At 70.9% G+C, this 18,433-nt stretch carries 20 protein-coding genes; 16 read left to right on the plus strand and 4 right to left on the minus strand.

Annotation, left to right across the window (positions count from 1 at the left end; genetic code table 11):
• Window positions 1-87: 87 nt before the first annotated feature.
• From argC to LNW73_RS27275, 8 genes are all read left to right on the plus strand, one after another.
• The gene (gene argC / locus LNW73_RS27240; protein WP_250991704.1) at window positions 88-1,116 is read left to right on the plus strand and encodes an N-acetyl-gamma-glutamyl-phosphate reductase; all 1,029 of its coding nucleotides are present in this window, start codon (window positions 88-90) and stop codon (window positions 1,114-1,116) included.
• Window positions 1,113-2,264, plus strand: a complete 1,152-nt coding sequence (gene argJ, locus LNW73_RS27245) for a bifunctional glutamate N-acetyltransferase/amino-acid acetyltransferase ArgJ (RefSeq protein ID WP_250991705.1) — start codon at window positions 1,113-1,115, stop codon at window positions 2,262-2,264. Before argC ends, argJ begins: the two co-directional genes overlap by 4 nt.
• Window positions 2,261-3,169 carry an acetylglutamate kinase gene (gene argB, locus LNW73_RS27250; protein ID WP_250991706.1) on the plus strand — a complete coding sequence of 303 codons (909 nt, stop codon included), beginning with the start codon at window positions 2,261-2,263 and terminating at the stop codon, window positions 3,167-3,169. The genes argJ and argB overlap by 4 nt, the downstream gene beginning before the upstream one ends.
• The gene (locus tag LNW73_RS27255; protein ID WP_250991707.1) at window positions 3,166-4,368 is read left to right on the plus strand and encodes an acetylornithine transaminase; all 1,203 of its coding nucleotides are present in this window, start codon (window positions 3,166-3,168) and stop codon (window positions 4,366-4,368) included. Before argB ends, LNW73_RS27255 begins: the two co-directional genes overlap by 4 nt.
• Window positions 4,365-4,898, plus strand: coding sequence for an arginine repressor (locus LNW73_RS27260; RefSeq protein WP_138352687.1), 534 nt, complete (start codon window positions 4,365-4,367; stop codon window positions 4,896-4,898). The genes LNW73_RS27255 and LNW73_RS27260 overlap by 4 nt, the downstream gene beginning before the upstream one ends.
• A 196-nt stretch (window positions 4,899-5,094) precedes the next feature.
• Entirely contained in the window at window positions 5,095-6,519 is a 1,425-nt protein-coding gene (gene argH / locus LNW73_RS27265; protein ID WP_250991708.1) for an argininosuccinate lyase, read from the plus strand.
• Window positions 6,520-6,615: 96 nt separating this feature from the next.
• Window positions 6,616-7,164: a TetR/AcrR family transcriptional regulator gene (locus LNW73_RS27270; RefSeq protein ID WP_250975041.1), complete on the plus strand. Its 549-nt coding sequence runs from the start codon at window positions 6,616-6,618 to the stop codon at window positions 7,162-7,164.
• Window positions 7,161-8,717, plus strand: coding sequence for an MFS transporter (locus LNW73_RS27275; RefSeq protein ID WP_250975040.1), 1,557 nt, complete (start codon window positions 7,161-7,163; stop codon window positions 8,715-8,717). The genes LNW73_RS27270 and LNW73_RS27275 overlap by 4 nt, the downstream gene beginning before the upstream one ends.
• Window positions 8,718-8,748: 31 nt before the next feature.
• Here the strand turns inward: LNW73_RS27275 and LNW73_RS27280 are convergent, their stop codons facing one another.
• Window positions 8,749-9,417 (minus strand): lysophospholipid acyltransferase family protein, encoded by a 669-nt coding sequence (locus LNW73_RS27280; protein ID WP_250975039.1) that lies wholly within the window; start codon window positions 9,415-9,417, stop codon window positions 8,749-8,751.
• A 267-nt stretch (window positions 9,418-9,684) separates the two neighbouring features.
• On the opposite strand from LNW73_RS27280, the gene LNW73_RS27285 reads away from it, so the two are divergent.
• The 3 genes from LNW73_RS27285 to LNW73_RS27295 all read left to right on the plus strand — a co-directional run bounded on the left by LNW73_RS27285 (window position 9,685) and on the right by LNW73_RS27295 (window position 12,190).
• A complete protein-coding gene (locus LNW73_RS27285; RefSeq protein WP_250991709.1) occupies window positions 9,685-10,866 on the plus strand; it encodes a glycerophosphodiester phosphodiesterase in 1,182 nt (393 codons plus the stop codon).
• An 89-nt stretch (window positions 10,867-10,955) separates the two neighbouring features.
• Window positions 10,956-11,480 (plus strand): sigma-70 family RNA polymerase sigma factor, encoded by a 525-nt coding sequence (locus tag LNW73_RS27290; protein WP_250975037.1) that lies wholly within the window; start codon window positions 10,956-10,958, stop codon window positions 11,478-11,480.
• Between the two features lie 203 nt (window positions 11,481-11,683).
• Entirely contained in the window at window positions 11,684-12,190 is a 507-nt protein-coding gene (locus LNW73_RS27295; RefSeq protein ID WP_250975036.1) for a GNAT family N-acetyltransferase, read from the plus strand.
• Between the two features lie 10 nt (window positions 12,191-12,200).
• On the opposite strand, the gene LNW73_RS27300 is transcribed toward LNW73_RS27295, so the two are convergent.
• Complete coding sequence (locus LNW73_RS27300; protein ID WP_374118196.1) at window positions 12,201-12,653, minus strand: hypothetical protein; 453 nt, start codon at window positions 12,651-12,653, stop codon at window positions 12,201-12,203.
• Window positions 12,646-13,017 carry a hypothetical protein gene (locus LNW73_RS27305; protein ID WP_250975035.1) on the minus strand — a complete coding sequence of 124 codons (372 nt, stop codon included), beginning with the start codon at window positions 13,015-13,017 and terminating at the stop codon, window positions 12,646-12,648. Before LNW73_RS27305 ends, LNW73_RS27300 begins: the two co-directional genes overlap by 8 nt.
• An 82-nt stretch (window positions 13,018-13,099) precedes the next feature.
• On the opposite strand from LNW73_RS27305, the gene LNW73_RS27310 reads away from it, so the two are divergent.
• The 4 genes from LNW73_RS27310 (at window position 13,100) to LNW73_RS27325 (ending at window position 16,711) form a co-directional block, all read left to right on the plus strand.
• Entirely contained in the window at window positions 13,100-13,744 is a 645-nt protein-coding gene (locus tag LNW73_RS27310) for an HAD-IA family hydrolase (protein WP_250991710.1), read from the plus strand.
• Window positions 13,745-14,016: 272 nt separating this feature from the next.
• Entirely contained in the window at window positions 14,017-15,090 is a 1,074-nt protein-coding gene (locus tag LNW73_RS27315) for a methionine ABC transporter ATP-binding protein (protein WP_285391675.1), read from the plus strand.
• Window positions 15,087-15,818: a methionine ABC transporter permease gene (locus LNW73_RS27320; protein WP_250991712.1), complete on the plus strand. Its 732-nt coding sequence runs from the start codon at window positions 15,087-15,089 to the stop codon at window positions 15,816-15,818. The genes LNW73_RS27315 and LNW73_RS27320 overlap by 4 nt, the downstream gene beginning before the upstream one ends.
• Before the next feature lie 53 nt (window positions 15,819-15,871).
• Window positions 15,872-16,711 (plus strand): MetQ/NlpA family ABC transporter substrate-binding protein, encoded by an 840-nt coding sequence (locus LNW73_RS27325; RefSeq protein WP_250975031.1) that lies wholly within the window; start codon window positions 15,872-15,874, stop codon window positions 16,709-16,711.
• Window positions 16,712-16,774: 63 nt separating this feature from the next.
• Here the strand turns inward: LNW73_RS27325 and LNW73_RS27330 are convergent, their stop codons facing one another.
• Complete coding sequence (locus LNW73_RS27330; RefSeq protein WP_250991713.1) at window positions 16,775-17,566, minus strand: class I SAM-dependent methyltransferase; 792 nt, start codon at window positions 17,564-17,566, stop codon at window positions 16,775-16,777.
• Between the two features lie 186 nt (window positions 17,567-17,752).
• Between LNW73_RS27330 and LNW73_RS27335 the strand changes: the two genes are divergently transcribed.
• Window positions 17,753-18,400 carry a GNAT family N-acetyltransferase gene (locus LNW73_RS27335; protein ID WP_250975030.1) on the plus strand — a complete coding sequence of 216 codons (648 nt, stop codon included), beginning with the start codon at window positions 17,753-17,755 and terminating at the stop codon, window positions 18,398-18,400.
• The last annotated feature ends 33 nt before the right edge of the window (window positions 18,401-18,433 follow it).

Here is an 18,433-nt window from a genome sequence, read left to right on the forward strand (position 1 = left end):
GCCGGGCGCTGCGTGGGGCCTGGAGTCCGGATCTTTGCATAAAGCTTCGGTGGAACGTATAGTCATGCCATTGACGAGGAGGGTTCGATGGCTTTGCGGGCAGCGGTGGCAGGGGCGAGTGGTTACGCGGGGGGTGAGATCCTGCGGCTGCTCCTGGGGCACCCGGAGATCGAGATCGGTGCGCTCACCGGCAACTCCAACGCGGGACAGCGACTGGGCGCACTGCAGCCGCATCTGCTGCCGCTGGCCGGACGCGTACTCGAGCCGACGTCGGCCGAGGTGCTGGCCGGGCATGACGTGGTCTTTCTCGCGCTGCCGCACGGACAGTCCGCGGCGGTGGCCGAGCAGCTCGGCGACGGTGTGCTGATCGTCGACTGCGGCGCCGACTTCCGGCTGCGCGATGCCGCGGACTGGGAGAAGTTCTACGGCTCCCCGCACGCCGGGACCTGGCCGTACGGGCTGCCCGAGCTGCCCGGGGCGCGGGTCGCGCTGCGGGGCTCGAAGCGCATCGCGGTGCCCGGCTGCTTCCCGACCAGCGTCTCGCTGGCGCTCTTCCCGGCGTACGCGGCCGGGCTCGCCGAGCCCGAGGCCGTGATCGTCTCCGCTTCCGGCACGTCCGGCGCGGGCAAGGCCCTGAAGCCGCATCTGCTCGGCAGCGAGGTCATGGGATCCGTCACCCCGTACGGCGTCGGGGGCGGGCACCGGCACACCCCCGAGATGATCCAGAACCTGTCGGCCGTGGCCGGGGAGCCGGTCGGCGTCTCGTTCACCCCGACCCTCGTACCGATGCCGCGCGGCATCCTCGCCACCTGCAGTGTGCGGGCGAAGGCGGGGGTCACCGCCGACGCGGTCCGCGCCGTGTACGAGAAGGCCTTCGCGGACGAGCCGTTCGTGTACCTGCTGCCCGAGGGGCAGTGGCCGTCGACCGGGGCCGTACTCGGTTCCAACGCCGTGCAGCTGCAGGTCGCGTACGACGCGGCGGCCGGCCGCATCATCGCCATCAGCGCGCTCGACAATCTGACGAAGGGCACCGCGGGCGGCGCGGTGCAGAGCATGAACGTGGCCCTCGGACTTCCCGAGGACATGGGACTTTCCACGACAGGAGTGGCACCGTGAGCGTCACGGCAGCACAGGGATTCACGGCCGCGGGCATCGCCGCCGGGATCAAGGACAGCGGCAACCCCGACCTGGCCCTCGTGGTCAACAACGGGCCGCGCCTGGCCGCCGCGGGTGTCTTCACCTCCAACCGTGTGAAGGCCGCGCCCGTCGTCTGGTCCGAGCAGGTCGTCAAGGGCGGACTGGTGTCCGCCGTCGTCCTCAACTCCGGTGGCGCGAACGCCTGCACGGGGCCGCTCGGCTTCCAGGACACGCACGCGACCGCCGAGAGGGTCGCGGAGGTCCTCGGCCAGAACGCGGGCGAGATCGCGGTCGCGTCGACCGGTCTGATCGGGCTGCGCCTCCCGATGGACAAGCTGCTGCCGGGGATCGGGAAGGCCGCGGCCGAACTCTCCGCGCACGGCGGCGAGAAGGCCGCCATCGCGATCAAGACCACCGACTCGGTGCACAAGACGGCCGTCGTCGAGAAGGACGGCTGGACCGTCGGCGGGATGGCCAAGGGCGCGGGCATGCTCGCACCGGGACTGGCCACCATGCTGGTCGTGCTCACCACCGACGCCGACCTGGACGCCGGCACCCTCGACACCGCGCTGCGCGCCGCCACCCGCACCACCTTCGACCGGGCCGACTCCGACGGCTGCATGTCGACCAACGACACCGTGCTGCTGCTCGCCTCCGGCGCCTCCGGCACCGTCCCCGCCTACGACGACTTCGCCGCCGCCGTCGAGCGGGTGTGCGCCGACCTGGCCCGTCAGCTGATCGGTGACGCCGAGGGCGCGTCCAAGGACATCAAGGTCGAGGTGATCAACGCCGCGACCGAGGACGACGCCGTCGAGGTGGGCCGCTCCATCGCCCGCAACAACCTCCTCAAGTGCGCCATCCACGGCGAGGACCCCAACTGGGGCCGGGTGCTGTCCGCGATCGGCACGACCGCCGCCGCCTTCGAGCCGGACCGGCTCAACGTGGCCATCAACGGCGTCTGGGTCTGTAAGGACGGCTCGGTCGGCGAGGACCGCGACCTGGTCGACATGCGGTACCGCGAGGTCGTCATCACCGCCGACCTGAACGCGGGCGGTGCCGCCGCCACCATCTGGACCAACGACCTGACGGCGGACTACGTGCACGAGAACAGCGCGTACAGCTCATGACCAACCCCACCGCGCGCAACCACACCGCGCTGCCCAAGGCCCGCATCCTCATCGAGGCACTGCCGTGGCTCACCCGCTTCAACGGCAAGACCGTCGTCATCAAGTTCGGCGGCAACGCCATGGTCGACGAGGAGCTGAAGGCGGCCTTCGCCCAGGACGTCGTCTTCCTGCGGCACGCCGGCCTCAGGCCCGTCGTCGTGCACGGCGGCGGCCCGCAGATCAGCGCGCAGCTCGACCGGCTCGGCATCGCGTCGTCCTTCACCGCGGGACTGCGGGTGACCACCCCCGAGACGATGGACGTCGTCCGGATGGTGCTCGCCGGTCAGGTCCAGCGGCAGCTGGTCGGACTGCTCAACGAGCACGGGCCGTTCGCCGTCGGGATGACCGGCGAGGACGCGCACACCATGACCGCCGTCAAACGGCACGCGGTCGTCGACGGGGAGCAGGTGGACATCGGCTTCGTCGGTGAGATCACCCATGTCGACCCGGGCGCCATCCAGGCGCTGCTGGACGACGGCCGGATCCCCGTCGTCTCGTCCATCGCCCGCGGCGAGGACGGCCATGTCTACAACATCAACGCGGACACCGCCGCCGCCGCGCTCGCCTCGGCGCTGGACGCCGAGGTGCTCGTGGTCCTCACCGACGTCGAGGGGCTGTACGCCGACTGGCCGTCCAGCGAGGACGTGATCAGCCAGCTCACCGCGAGCGAGCTGGAGAAACTGCTGCCCTCGCTGGCCAGCGGCATGGTGCCCAAGATGGAGGGCTGTCTGCACGCGGTGCGCAACGGCGTCGGCAGCGCACGGATCATCGACGGCCGGGTGCCGCACTCGATGCTCCTCGAGGTGTTCACGGACGACGGCATCGGCACGATGATCGTGCCGGACGCGCAGGGGGACGGGTCATGAGCAACGCGGAACTGACGCGGCGGTGGCAGGGCTCGCTGATGGACAACTACGGGACGCCGCGCGTCCCGCTGGTCCGCGGCGAGGGAGCGAAGTTCTGGGACGCCGACGGCAAGGTCTATCTCGACTTCGTCGGCGGTATCGCGGTCAACTCCCTCGGCACCGGCCATCCGGCCGTGGTCCGGGCGGTCTCCGAGCAGATCGGCACGCTCGGCCATGTGTCGAACCTCTTCATCGCCGAGCCCCCGGTGGCCGTCGCGGAACGGCTGCTGGAACTCTTCGGCCGGCCGGGCCGGGTCTTCTTCTCCAACTCCGGCGCGGAGGCGGTGGAAGCCGCCTTCAAGATCGGCCGGCTGACCGGCCGTACGCACATGGTCGCCACCTCCGGCGCCTTCCACGGCCGGACGATGGGCGCCCTCGCGCTCACCGGCCAGCCGAAGAAGCAGGAGGCCTTCCACCCGCTGCCCGGTGAGGTGACCCATGTGCCGTTCGGCGACGCGGACGCACTGCGCGCCGCCGTCACCACCGGCACCGCACTGGTGGTCATCGAGCCCATCCAGGGCGAGAACGGCGTCGTCGTGCCGCCCGCCGGCTATCTGCGGGCGGCCCGGGAGATCACCACCGCCACCGGCACCCTGCTGGTCCTGGACGAGGTGCAGACCGGCATCGGCCGGACCGGCCACTGGTTCGAGCACCAGGCGCACGGCGTCGAGCCCGATGTCGTCACCCTCGCCAAGGGTCTCGGCGGCGGTCTGCCGATCGGGGCGACGATCGCCTTCGGCGCGGCGGCCGACCTGCTGACGCCGGGTCAGCACGGCACCACCTTCGGCGGGAACCCGGTCTCCTGCGCCGCCGCGCTCGCCGTACTGGACACCATCGCGGCCGACGGGATCCTCGACAACGTGAAGCGGCAGGGCGACCGGCTGCGGCACGGGATCGAGGCGCTCGGGCACCCGCTGGTCGATCATGTGCGCGGTGCGGGGCTCCTGCTGGGTATCGTTCTCACGGAGCCGCTCGCACCGCAGGTGCAGCAGGCGGCTCAGGACGCCGGACTCCTGGTGAACGCCGCCGTACCCGACACGGTACGGCTCGCTCCTCCGCTGATCCTCGGTGACGACGAGGTGGAGGTGTTCCTCCAGGCTCTGCCCGCCGTCCTCGACGCGGTACACGGGGACCAACGATCCGGAGAAGGGCGACGATGACCGAGGCGCAGCACGGCCAGGCCGTACCGCAGACCCGCACCGCACGCCACCGGCGGATCGTGGACATCCTCAACCGGCAGCCGGTGCGGTCGCAGAGCCAGCTGGCGAAGATGCTCTCCGACGACGGGCTGAGCGTCACGCAGGCGACGCTCTCGCGGGACCTGGACGAGCTGGGCGCGGTCAAGATCCGCAACTCCGGCGGCGAGCTGATCTACGCGGTGCCGTCCGAGGGCGGCTTCCGCACCCCGCAGGCGCCGCTGGGGGAGTCGGTCAAGGAGGAGCGGATGGCCCGGCTGGCCGGCGAGCTGCTCATCTCGGCGGAGGCGTCCGCCAACCTGGTCGTGCTGCGCACCCCGCCGGGCGCGGCCCAGTTCCTGGCCTCCGCGATCGACCAGGCCGAGGTGCACGACATCCTGGGCACCATCGCGGGTGACGACACCCTCATGCTGATCAGCCGCGACGCGGCGGGCGGCCAGGCGCTGGCCGACCACCTGCTCCGGCTCGCGGCGGGCGACCACCGGCAGAACTGAACGGCGCCGTACGACCTGGCCCGTTTCGCCGAAGCCACCCGGAAGGGCCCCCGTTCGCGGGGGCCCTTCGGCGTTTCCGGGGCGGCGGAACCCGCCGGAAGGTCTTTTGACGAACCATGCAGAGCAATGCATACTTATGCCAGTCAGTGCGGTCGTCACCAGGCGACGATCCACGCGACACCTTCGAGGAGCAGCGGTGAGCAGCAACGGCGATGTCAGGCTCTGGGGCGGCCGGTTCGCGGACGGCCCGGCGGAGGCCCTGGCCAAGCTTTCGGCGTCGGTCCACTTCGACTGGCGGCTGGCTCCCTACGACATCGCCGGCTCCCGCGCCCACGCCCGCGCCCTGCACAAGGCCGGGCTGCTCACCGATGACGAACTGGGGCGGATGCTGGCCGGGCTCGACCAGCTCGCGGCCGATGTCGAGGCGGGCACCATCACCGGCACCATCGCCGACGAGGACGTGCACACCGCGCTGGAGCGCGGCCTGCTGGAGCGGATCGGTCCGGACCTGGGCGGCAAGCTGCGCGCCGGCCGGTCCCGCAACGACCAGATCGCCACCCTTTTCCGGATGTACCTGCGCGACCACGCGCGGATCATCGGCGGCCTGATCGCCGAGCTGCAGGAGGCGCTGGTCGGTCTCGCCGAGACGCACGCGGACGTCGCCATGCCGGGGCGTACGCATCTGCAGCACGCCCAGCCGGTGCTCTTCGCCCACCACGTCCTGGCGCATGTGCAGGCGCTGAGCCGGGACGCCGAGCGGCTGCGGCAGTGGGACGACCGGACGGCCGTCTCCCCGTACGGCTCCGGCGCGCTCGCGGGCTCCTCGCTCGGTCTGGACCCGGTGGCGGTCGCCGCCGAACTCGGCTTCGAGCGCGGCTCGGTGGCCAACTCCATCGACGGCACGGCCTCGCGCGACTTCGTCGCGGAGTTCGCGTTCATCACCGCGATGATCGGGATCGACCTGTCGAGGATCGCCGAGGAGATCATCATCTGGAACACGAAGGAGTTCTCCTTCGTCACCCTCCACGACGCCTTCTCCACCGGCTCGTCGATCATGCCGCAGAAGAAGAACCCGGACATCGCCGAGCTGGCGCGCGGCAAGTCCGGCCGGCTCATCGGCAATCTGACGGGTCTGCTGGCGACGCTGAAGGCCCTGCCGCTCGCGTACAACCGTGATCTGCAGGAGGACAAGGAGCCGGTCTTCGACTCCTGCGACACCCTTGAGGTCCTGCTGCCCGCCTTCACCGGCATGATGGCCACCCTCACGGTCAACACCGCGCGGATGGAGGAACTGGCGCCGGCCGGCTTCTCCCTCGCCACCGACATCGCCGAGTGGCTGGTCAAGCAGGGCGTCCCGTTCCGGGTCGCGCACGAGGTCGCGGGGGAGTGCGTCAAGGTCTGCGAGGCGGACGGCATCGAGCTGGACGGGCTGACGGACGAACAGTTCGCCAAGATCTCACCCCATCTGACGCCCGAGGTCCGCACCGTTCTCAACGTCAAGGGCGCGCTCGCCTCCCGTGACGGGCGGGGCGGCACGGCGCCGGTCCGGGTGGCCGAGCAGCTGGCCGAGGTCAAGCAGGACGTGGCCGTACAGCTGGCCTGGGCGCTGGCCGAACGCTGACACCGGGCGGAGCGCCGGGCCGCGACGGTCCGGCCTCCGCCCGTTCTGCGGACTTAATGTGAGACACGAGTGTCTCATGCGCGCTATATTTGTCTCATGAGTTTCGATCGTGAACAGGTGCTGCGCGACGCCGCGGCCCTGCTGAGCCGCCGGGCGACCGCGTCCATGGACGAGATCGCCAAGGCGGCCGGAATCAGCCGCGCCACCCTCCACCGGCACTTCCCCGGCCGCGACGCCCTCGTCCGGGCCCTCGGCCTGCTCGGGATCGCGCAGATGGACGAGCGGCTGGACGCCGCCCGCATAGAGGAGGGCGACCCGGTCGAAGCGGTCCGCCGGCTGATCGACGAAGCCATGCCCGTCTCCGGCTTCCTGGCCTTCCTCTACGGCGAGAACCAGCTGTACGACCTGCCGGAGGTCAACGAGGGCTGGGCGCGGGTGGACGAGCGGGTCAGCGCGCTGTTCCGGCGCGGCCAGGAGCAGGGGCTGTTCCGGTACGACCTGGCACCGACCTGGCTGGGCGAGGCGCTGTACGCCCTGATCGCGGCCTCGGCCTGGTGCGTCCAGGATGGACGTATGGCACGGAACGATTCCGCCCGTATGGTCTCCGAGCTGATGCTCGGCGGGATGCTGCGGAGCGCGTCATGACCCGTGACGCCCTGCACAAGCCCACCGCCCCCGTGCCCCCGACGCCCCCGCACCCCTCCCGCTGGCTCGCGCTCGGCATCCTGACGCTGGCGCTGCTGCTCGTCGCCGTCGACGCGACGGTGCTCGGGCTGGCGATGCCGTTCCTGACCGAGGACCTGGAGCCGTCCTCGACGCAGGTGCTGTGGATCGGCGACATCTACTCCTTCGTCATCGCCGGGCTGCTGGTCTCGATGGGCAGCCTCGGTGACCGCGTCGGCCGCAAGAAGCTGCTGCTCATCGGTTCCGCCGCGTTCGGTGGGCTGTCGGTGCTGGCCGCGTACGCGCACACCCCCGAGATGCTCATCCTCGCCCGCGCCCTGATGGGCGTGGCCGGCGCCACCCTCATGCCGTCCACCCTCGCGCTGATCCGCAACCTCTTCACCGATCCGCGCGAGCGCAGCTTCGCGATCGGTGTGTGGGGCGCGGCCTCGACGGCCGGCGCTGCCGTGGGGCCGGTCGTCGGCGGCATCCTGCTGGAGCACTTCTGGTGGGGTTCGGTCTTCCTGATCAACCTGCCGGTCATGGCGGTGCTGCTGGTCGTCGGCTACAAACTGCTGCCGGAGTCCAAGAACCCCGACCCGGGCCCCTGGGACCTGGTCAGCGTCGCGCTGTCGCTCGTCGGCATGTTCGGTGTCGTGTACGCCATCAAGGAGATCGCGGCGCACGGGGCGAAGCCCGCCGCCTTCGTCGCGGGCGCGGTGGGTATGGCCTGCCTCTACGCCTTCGTCCGGCGGCAGTACACGCTGCCCGCACCGCTGCTGGACATGCGGCTGTTCCGCAACCGGGGCTTCTCCGCCTCGGTGCTGGCCGATCTGCTCACCGTGCTGGGCCTGTCCGGGCTGATCTTCTTCCTGTCGCAGTTCCTGCAGATGGTGCAGGGGCGCTCGCCGCTGGAGGCGGGTCTCGCCGAACTTCCGGCCATGGTCGGCGCGGTGGGGGCCGGGCTGTGCGCGGGCATGGCCGCCCGCCGGTTCTCCGTGCGGCTGGTCGTCGCGGGCGGGCTGGGCGCCAGCGGTCTGGCGCTGGCCGGACTGTTCGGGCTCACCCCGGACACGGGCTACCCGCTGCTCTTCGCCGTGCTGCTGATCGTCGGTGTGGGCGCGGGCTTCTCGTTCACCGTCACCGCCGACGTGATCCTCTCGAGCGTCCCCGAGGAGGAGGCCGGCGCCTCGGCGGCGGTGTCCGAGACGGCCTACGAACTCGGCGCGGCCCTCGGCATCGCGCTGCTCGGCTCCATCGTCACCGGCGTCTACTCCAACCTGACGCTGCCCGCCGGGCTGTCGGCGGACGGCGCGGCGCAGGCCAAGGACTCCCTGGCGGGCGCCGTCGAGGTGGCGGGCACACTGCCCGGCGAGAGCGCGGAGACGCTGCTCACGGCGGCACAGGCCTCGTTCACCGACGGGCTGCGCATCGCGGCCCTGGTCGGCGCGGTCGTGCTGCTCGGCGCGTCCGTGTGGGCCTGGCGGATGCTGCGCCACACCAAGCTGGAGACGGCCCGCTCCGCCCACCACTGAGGGGCGGGGCGGGGCGCCTCGGCGCCGTGGGTCAGGCGGCCTTGGCCTTGGTGGCGTACATGTCGACGTACTCCTGGCCCGACAGCCGCATGACGTCGCTCATCACCTCGTCGGTGATGGCCCGCAGCACATAGCGGTCGCGGTCCATGCCCTCGTAGCGGGAGAAGTCGAGGGGCGCGCCGAAGCGGATGGTCACCCGGTGGATGCGCGGCAGCTTCTTGCCGGCCGGCTGGACGCGCTCGGTGCCGATCAGCGCGCAGGGCACGACGACCGCGCCGGTCATCAGGGCGAGCCGGGCGACACCCGTACGGCCCCGGTACAGCCGGCCGTCGGGGGAGCGGGTGCCCTCCGGGTGGATGCCGAAGATCTGGCCGTCCTCCAGCACCCGGCGGCCGGTCATCAGCGCCGCCGCGCCGCCGCGGGCGCCGTCCCGGTCCACCGGGATCATGCCGACGGTGGTGAAGAACGCGGCCTTCGCGCGGCCCTTGATGCCGCGGCCGGTCACGTACTCGTCCTTGCCGAGGAAGAAGACCGGGCGCGGGGCCACCAGGGTCATGAACGGTGAGTCCGAGAAGGCCAGGTGGTTGCCCGCCAGGATGACGGGTCCGGTCGCGGGGATGTTCTCTATTCCCTCGACACGCGGGCGGTACAGCACGCGGAGGAGCGGTACGAGCAGCGTATTGATCAGGAAACGGAACAACGGGCCCTCCGGGCAGGGGATCGGTGGATCGCAGACCAGGGGCGCACGCCCACTGGCGCACACCCCCTACAGATGAGGACGATACTTCCGTTCGCCTGGTCAGCGCACGTCGGGTTCACACACTTGCTACGCAGTGTTGACGTACGTTCCGCGCATGTTTCGCCTGTCGTGGCTCGTACGAAAGATGTACGCGCCTACGATGCGCGGGTCGACCGGCAGGTGCCGCACGGGCGTTCGGCCGCAGTCACCGGAGACAGGGGAGAGCTCATGACGCACGACCAGCAGGGATCAGGACCGGCCCGCCGGGCCGTCCTCGGCGCGGCGGCGGCCCTGGGCGCAGGTGGTGCGGTGTTCGCCCTGCCGGGGACGGCGGCCGCTTCGGACACGGCGGCCACGGACACGGCGGCCCGCCATGGCGGACACGGCTCGTCCAAGCTGCCGGTGCCGACCGTCATCGGGCACCGCGGCTCCAGCGGCTACCGCCCCGAGCACACCTTCGGCTCCTACCAGTACGCCCTGGACATCGGCGCGGACGTCATCGAGCAGGACCTCGTGCCCACCAAGGACGGTCACCTGGTCTGCCGGCACGAGCCCGAGATCGGCGGCACCACGGACGTCTCGAAGCACCCCGAGTTCGCGAGCCGCAGGACCACCAAGACCATCGACGGCACCGCCACCACCGGCTGGTTCACCGAGGACTTCACCCTCGCCGAGCTGAAGACGCTGCGCGCCGTGGAGCGGCTGCCGGCCAACCGGCAGCGCAACACCCTCTACGACGGCCGCTGGGAGATCCCCACCTTCGAGGAGGTGCTCCAGTGGGCCGAGGAGCAGGGCCGCAAGCGGGGCCGTCCGGTGTGGCTGCACACCGAGACCAAGCACCCCACGTACTTCCGCAAGCTCGGCCTCGGCCTGGAGGAGCGGCTGGCCAGGCTGCTGCGCCGCTACGGCCGTGACCGCAAGGACTCCCCGCAGTTCCTGGAGTCCTTCGAGTCGAGCAGCCTGCAGCGGCTGGGCGCGCTCGGTATCGCCGCCCCCAAGATCTTCCTGCTCTCCGACCTCACCTCCCGCCCGTACGACTTCGTCGAGGCGGGCGACCCGCGCACCGTCGCCGACCTCGTCACCCCCGCGGGACTGCGGTGGATCGCGCACTTCGCCCGGGGCATCGGGCCGACGCTGCTGCTGATCATTCCCGTCGACGCCACCGGAAAGCTCGGCACCCCGACCACGCTGGTGCGCGACGCGCACGCCGCCGGGCTGATCCTGCACCCGTACACGATGCGCAACGAGAACACCTTCCTGCCCGCCGACTTCCGCCGGGGCACCGACCCGAACGCCTACGGTGACGCCTTCGGCGCGTTCAAGAAGTACTTCGAGCAGGGCATCGACGGGATCTTCTCCGACAACGCCGACACCGCGCTCCTCGCCCGCCAGGACTTCCTGAAGTCCTGATCAGGCCCTTCGGGCGGATGATCCACTCTGACGAGTGAAGACGGCCGCGTCCGGCAACCGCCGGGCGCGGCCGCGTCGTCCCGGCGATCATGACGATGTCGCTGCGCGAGGACGAACTGACCCGGTTGCGCCCCCTGATCGCCGCCGAGGCGGCCGCCGAAGAGGTGCCCGGCGGCATCGAGGCCGCTGACCTCGAACAGGCCGTCTGGCTGAGGATGCTCGAACTGGCCGTACCGCCGGCCGATCCCGCCCGCTGGCTCCGCGCCGCGGTACGGCGCGAGGTGCGCGAGGCCGCCCGCCGGGTCCGCCGTGAGCTGCGGTACACCCCGGGCCGCGACCCGGCGGCCGACCGCGGGCCGTCCGTCGAGGAACAGGTGCTCGGTGCCGAGCAGCGGGCGGCCGTGCACGCCGCCGTCCAGCGGCTGCCGGGACGCTGCCCGCAGGTGGTTGGTGCGCTGATGTCCCGTTCCGACCCCACATACCAGGAAATCTCCCGGGAGTTGGGAATCTCACAGGGCAGTATCGGCCCATTGCGCTCACGCTGTCTCGGCTGCCTGCGCTCGATCCTGAAATCTGGGGTTGCATCCCCGGTAAGACGGGGTAAGGCACGGTAAACAGTCGGCGACAAGGCGTTCCTGGCGCGTTCGAGCGCGGCCGGATGCGGGTATTGCGAGGCATCTACCGCGCCGGGGCGTTTGTGCGATCATCAGCGCCACGGAGACGGCGCACACCCGTACCAACTCCGGTCAGGCACACGTCCCGGGCGCGCATCACACCCTCATCAGCCCGGGCGGACTCGAAGGGGAGGCCTGCGCACATGGGCATGAGCGTGACCATCTCTACGGCGGATCCAAACGACGCCGAGAAGATCCTCAAACTCCAGTACCTCTGCTATCAGAGCGAGGCGGAGCTCTACGGCGACTACACCATAGAACCGCTCACCCAGACCTTCGAGGCGCTGCGCGCCGAGCTGGCTGAGGGGTGCGTCCTGGTCGCCCGGCTCGGCGACGAGGTCGTCGGCTCGGTACGCGGAGTCGTCGACGTCGACGGCACCGCGCGGATCGCCAAGTTGATCGTCCATCCCCGTATGCAGCGGCACGGCCTCGGCGGCCGGCTGCTGCACGCCGTCGAGGAGCGGCTGTCCGCCGAGAGCGAGGCGAAGCGGTACCGGCTGTACACCGGGCACCGCAGCGACCTGAACCTGCGGCTCTACCGCAAGCTGGGGTACGAGCAGGTGGGCGACGCCGAGCCGATCACCCGGCGGCTGAGCCTGGTGACCATGGAGAAGGACGCGCCGCCGCAGACGTTCGCAGCCAGCGCCTGACCGGTTCCCGTCACGGCTGTTGTGGCCGCGCCGACCTGCGCAGCCACAACAGCCCGGCGACGGGCAGCAGCAGCGGCAGGAAGAGATAGCCGATCCCGAAGTCCGACCACACGGTCGCGTCGGGGAACGCGGACGGGTCCACGAGGGTGAAGGTGCCGACCGCGAGCACGCCGGCCAGTTCGGCCGAGCAGCACACCAGCGCCACCCTGCGGGCCGCCTCGCCGCCGCGCCACAGCGCGACGGTGATCACCGCGTAGACGAGCCCGGCGACCGCCGACAGCACGTACGCGAGCGGCGCGTCATGGAACTTCGTGATCATCTGCACCAGCGAGCGCGACACCGCCGCGACGGTGAACACCCCGTAGAGCGAGAGCAGCAGCCGCCCGGGACCCCGGCCGATCCGCCCGGCCCCGTCCTCGTGCGCGGCCGGTGCCCCGGATGCCTCGTGTGCGGGCTCAGACACTGCCGCCGCCTCCCCAGATGTCGAAAAGCCGTACTTCGAGCACGGCGAGGATCACTCCGCCCGCGGCGACGATCGCCGATCCCCAGCGGGTGCGTTCGGTCAGCGACATGAAGGCGGCCGCCGGGATCGTGCAGGCGGCGCCGACCAGGTAGGAGACGAAGATCAACGTTCCCTGGTCCGGCTTCTCGCCGCGCGAGAGCTTCACCAGGGCGATCACCAGCTGAACCAGTGCCAGCACCGTGACCACGGCCATGCCGATGAAGTGCCAGTCCTTGGTCGGCTGGTCGCGGAAGGCGGCGAAGCCGCACCACGCCGCGAGCAGCAGCGCCGCGACCGAGACCGTGATGGTGACTGCGTCGAGCATGCCGCGACTCTATTACGGGTCAAATGGGCCGGGTCCGGCGGGATCCAGGAGCCCCCACGCGCCCGGCGTAGGGTGGCCGGATATGAAGATCACCACGCAGGCTCTGCTGTTCGACAACGACGGGACGCTCGTCTCCTCCATGGACTCGGTGGTCCGCTGCTGGAGCCGGTGGGCGCGGGAGGAGCGGGTGACGGCCGAGGCGTTCGCGGCGGTGCAGCTGCACGGCCGGACCGCGGTGGCCATCATCCGGGACCTGCTGCCCGAGGAGCGGGTCGCGGCGGCGGTGCGCCGGATCGAGGAGCTGGAGCTGGCCGACGCCGACGGCGTGGTGGTCCTGCCCGGCACCCTCGCGCTGCTCGGCTCGCTGCCGGCCGGCCGCTGGGCGGTCGTCACCTCCGCCACCGGCCGGCTGGGCGCCGCCCGGCTCGCCGCCGCCGCGATCGACCCGCCCCTGCTGATCAGCGCCGACGACGTGACGCACGGCAAGCCGGACCCGGAGCCCTTCCTGCTGGCGGCCCGGAAGCTGGGGGTGCGCCCGGAGGACTGCACCGTCTTCGAGGACGCTCCCGCCGGGCTCACCGCGGGCCGCGCCGCCGGGATGCGGACCGTGGCCTTGGCCACAACCCACGCCGCCGCGGAGCTGGACGCCGATGTGGTGGTCACGGATCTGTCCGCGGTATCGGTGCAGGTCACGGACGCGGGCCTGGAGATCACCACTGCTGGATGAGCGGTTGTCCGCATAGTGAACGACCTGCCCGGAATGCGGGACGCGACCGGCAGGTCTGCTTTACTGGATCTCATGACCACGACGAACAGCCGCTGCCGCGCGACCGAGGCGACCACGCCCGGTGTTCGTTGTATGTGTCGAATGTGTGACTAGCCGAGGCCCAAGGCCCGCGTCACAACTTCCAGCAGCCTCTTCTTGCCGCTGATCCCCGCTTGGCCCCTGACGGGCCGATCCGTGCCGCGATCCGAGAAGAATGCCCCCTGTGCGGCGCTATGTCTGCCGCGCACTCGACAGTGACGGATACCCCTGTGATCACCACCACGGACCTGAGAAAGGTCTACCACTCGCGTGACCGCGAGATCACCGCCCTGGACGGCGTCGATCTGCACGTCCGCGAGGGCGAGGTCTACGGCGTCGTCGGACAGAGCGGCGCCGGCAAGTCCACCCTCATCCGCTGCGTCAACCTCCTCGAGCGCCCCACCTCCGGCACCGTCGAGGTCGCCGGGCAGGACCTGACCGCGCTCGGCGGCCGGACCGACCGGGCGGGCGCCGCACTGCGCGCCGCCCGCAGCGGCATCGGCATGGTCTTCCAGCACTTCAACCTGCTCGCCTCGCGCACCGTGCAGGGCAACGTCGAGCTGCCGCTGGAGATCCTCGGCGTCTCCGGCAAGGAGCGCTCCCGCAAGGCCCTCGAACTCCTGGACCTGGTCGGCCTCGCCGACAAGGCCCGCGCCTACCCCGCGCAGCTGTCCGGCGGCCAGAAGCAGCGCGTCGGCATCGCCCGCGCACTGGCCGGCGACCCCAAGGTGCTGCTCTCCGACGAGGCCACCTCGGCGCTCGACCCGGAGACCACCCGCTCCATCCTCCAGCTGCTGCGCGACCTCAACCAGCAGCTGGGGCTGACCGTTCTGCTCATCACGCACGAGATGGACGTCGTCAAGGCGATCTGCGACTCGGCCGCGCTGATGAAGAACGGCCGGGTCGTGGAGTCCGGCACCGTCGCCGAGCTGCTCGCCACCCCCGGCTCCGAGCTCGCGCACGAGCTGTTCCCGGTCGGCGGCGAACCGTCGGGACCCGACCGCACCGTCATCGACCTCACCTTCCACGGCGAGAGCGCGACCGAGCCGGTCATCTCCCAGCTGGCGCGCACCTACAACGTGGACGTGTCGATCCTGGGCGCGGCCATGGAGACCATCGCCGGCCGGCAGATCGGCCGGATGCGCATCGAACTGCCCGGTCCCTTCGAGGACAACGTCGTACCGATCGGCTTCCTGCGCGAGCAGGGCATCCAGGTCGAGGTGGCACGGACCGCCGCCGCCGCACGCGTGAAGGAGACCGTGAAATGACCTGGGCCGAAATACAGCCGCTGCTCACGACGGCCTGTTGGGAAACCCTCTACATGGTGGGCTGGTCCACCGTGATCACGGCCGCGGTCGGCCTGCCGCTGGGCGTGCTCCTGGTTCTCACGAGCCGGGGCGGCCTGCTGCAGAACGTGGTGCTGAACAAGGTCATCGGCGTCGTCGTGAACATCACGCGGTCGCTGCCGTTCATCATCCTGATGGTCGCGCTGATCCCCTTCACCCGCTGGCTCGTCGGCGCGGCGTTCGGGCTCAACGCCGCGGTCGTCATGCTGTCCGTCGGCGCGATCCCGTTCTTCGCGCGGCTGGTGGAGACCTCGATCCGCGAGGTCGACCCCGGGCTCGTCGAAGCGGTCCACGCGATGGGCGGCAACACCCGCACCGTGGTCGTCAAGGCGCTGCTGCCCGAGTCGCTGCCCTCGCTGGTCTCCGGCCTCACCACCACCGTCATCGCCCTCGTCGGCTACTCGGCGATGGCCGGCACGATCTCCGCCGGCGGCCTGGGCAACCTGGCGTGGACCTACGGCTACCAGCGCTTCGAGAACAAGGTCATGGTCGCCACGATCGTGCTGCTGATCGCGCTGGTCACCGCCGTCCAGCTGGCCGGCGACCTGACCGCCCGCGCGCTGGCCCGGCGCGGCGCCCGTACCTCCGGCGCCCCCAAGCTCCGCCTGCTGCGCGCCGCCCGCGTCGCGGAGACCACCGAGACCTCCTGACCCGCCGGGCTTCCCTCCGGCTCGTACCATCCACTGAGAAAGAGGCACTTTTCGTGCGTAACACCACCAAGATCACCACTGCTGTGCTGGCCGCCGGAGCCCTCGCTCTGGGCCTGAGCGCCTGCGCCTCCAACCCGACCCAGAAGGACGGCGAGAACGACGCGCTGGTCGTCGCCGCGAGCCCCGTGCCGCACGCCGACATCCTGAAGTTCGTCAAGGACAACCTGGCGGAGAAGGCCGGACTGAAGCTGGAGGTGAAGGAGTTCGACGACTACGTCATACCGAACACCGCCACCGAGAACGGCGAGGTCGGCGCCAACTTCTTCCAGCACAAGCCGTACCTCGACGACTTCAACGCCAAGAACAAGACGCACATCGTCCCGGTCGTGAACGTCGAGCTCGAACCGCTCGGCCTCTACCCGGGCAAGGCGAAGACGCTCGCCGACATCAAGGCCGGCGACACCATCGCCGTGCCCAGCGACACGACCAACCAGGGCCGCGCGCTGCAGCTGATCGCCTCCAAGGGCCTGATCACGCTCAAGCCCGGTGTCGGCGCCAACGCCAGCCTCCAGGACATCGCCGACAGCAAGGGCCTGAAGTTCAAGGACGCGAAGGCGGAGCTGCTGCCCAGCCAGCTGCCCGACGTGGCCGCCGCCGTCATCAACGGCAATGTGGCGCTCGGCGCCAAGCTCGACCCGGCCAAGGGCACGCTCGCCCTGGAGAAGGCCGAGGGCAACCCCTACGCCAACTTCCTGGCGGTCAAGGACGGCAAGCAGAACGACCCGCGGGTCGTGAAGCTCGTCAAGCTGCTCAACTCCGACGAGGTCAGGAAGTTCATCGAGACCAAGTACCACGGCTCGGTCATCCCGGCGTTCGGCAAGCCCGCCGCCTGACACCCGCGCCCCCGCACCCCGGCCGCCCGACCAGGCGGCCGGGGTGCGCCGCGTCGCGGCCCGTTACCTGCGCCGCACCCAGTACACGTCCGTCATGTACGGCATCTCGATGTCGCCGCCGCGCCGGGTCGGCTCGTGCGCCCCGAGCAGCGACTCCAGATCGGCCCGCACCCGCTCCTGCTCGGCCGCGTCCAGCACCGCGATGTGGCTGGACGACATCATCCGCTCGACGACGTCCTCGACGGTCGTCGAATGCGGGTTGGGCCAGTGCCGCTCGTGCACCCGGCCCCAGCCCGGCCGCCCCTCGAAGGACCTGCGCCACCGGTTGTCCGGATCCCCGATGCCGGACGCCAGCGGCGGGCTCGGCAGATCGCGCGGCGCCAGCCGGAAGAAGATGTCCTGGAAGTCGCGCACCCACGGCAACGACGTGTCGTACGTGTTCCACACCAGGGCGAGCGCACCGCCCGGCCGCAGCAGCCGCTCCACCTCGTCGAGCGCGTCCGTCTCCTGGAACCAGTGCCAGGACTGCGCCGCCACCACCGCGTCCGCGCAGCCGTCCGGCAGCCCCGTCGCCTCCGCCGTGCCCGCCGTCACCACCACACCGGGCAGCAGCGCGGCCAGCCGTTCGCGCATCTCCGGCACCGGCTCCACGGCCAGCACCTCGGCCCCGGTCAGCGCCAGCAGCCGGGTGAACTTGCCCGTGCCCGCCCCGAGATCGACCGCCGTCCGCCCCGCCTGCAGCGGCAGGGCGTCCGCCAGCGCGGCGAGCGCGGCCATGGGGTACGAGGGGCGGGAGCGCTCGTACAAACCCGCGGCCCGCTGGGATCCGACTCCTGCTGCGTGGTGCAACGTCACGCGGCCAGACGCTAGCAGGGTCGGATGGCGGCGGCCGATACCCGCCCCGGCCGTCATACGGCCTACCCTGGAAGGGCGTTCGCGGATCACCCCTCCCGCGAACCGTTCTGCGAGCCCGCTCTGCGAATGTCGCGGCCGATGCTGCATGCTGTGCTCTCCACACATGCCCTGGTTACGGAGCAGCGAATGACCTCCACCTTTCCGGACATCTCCATCAGTACGGAGCGGCTGGTGCTGCGCCCCTACGAGGAAGCCGACATCCCCGCCCTCGCGGAGATGATGAACGATGAGCTGGTCACCGCCTGGACCTCCGTCGCCCAGCCGTACACCGAGGACGACGCCCGCGCCTTCGCCACCCGGATCGCCCCCGCGGAACGCACCGAGGGCCGCGGCATCGTCTTCGCCGTCACCGAGTTCCTCACCCAGCGGCTGGTCGGCACCGTCCATCTGCAGAACACCGACTGGCGCATCCGCAGCAGTGAGATCGGCTACATGACCGCTCCCTGGGCGCGCGGTGAGGGCTACGCCTCCGAGTCGGTGCTCGCTGTCACCCAGTGGCTCTTCGACGACCAGAAGTTCGAGCGCCTCGAACTGCGGATCGCCGCCGACAACACCGCCTCCCAGCAGGTCGCCCAGAAGATCGGCTGCATCAGCGAGGGCGTGCTGCGCAACGCCGGCATAGTGCGCAGCCGGCCGGAGGAGGACCCGGGCGGCCGGTGGGCGGAGATCAGGACCGACCTGATCGTGTGGAGCCTGCTCCCGGAGGACCTGGACGTACCGCACGGCCGGGGCTCGGGGGACGAGGGGTACGTCGCCTTCGCCGACTGGGAGTAACGACCCTGCAGGTGCCGTCGGTGCCGTCGGTGC

Source organism: Streptomyces sp. RKAG337 (genome assembly GCF_023701715.1).
GTDB lineage: Bacteria > Actinomycetota > Actinomycetes > Streptomycetales > Streptomycetaceae > Actinacidiphila.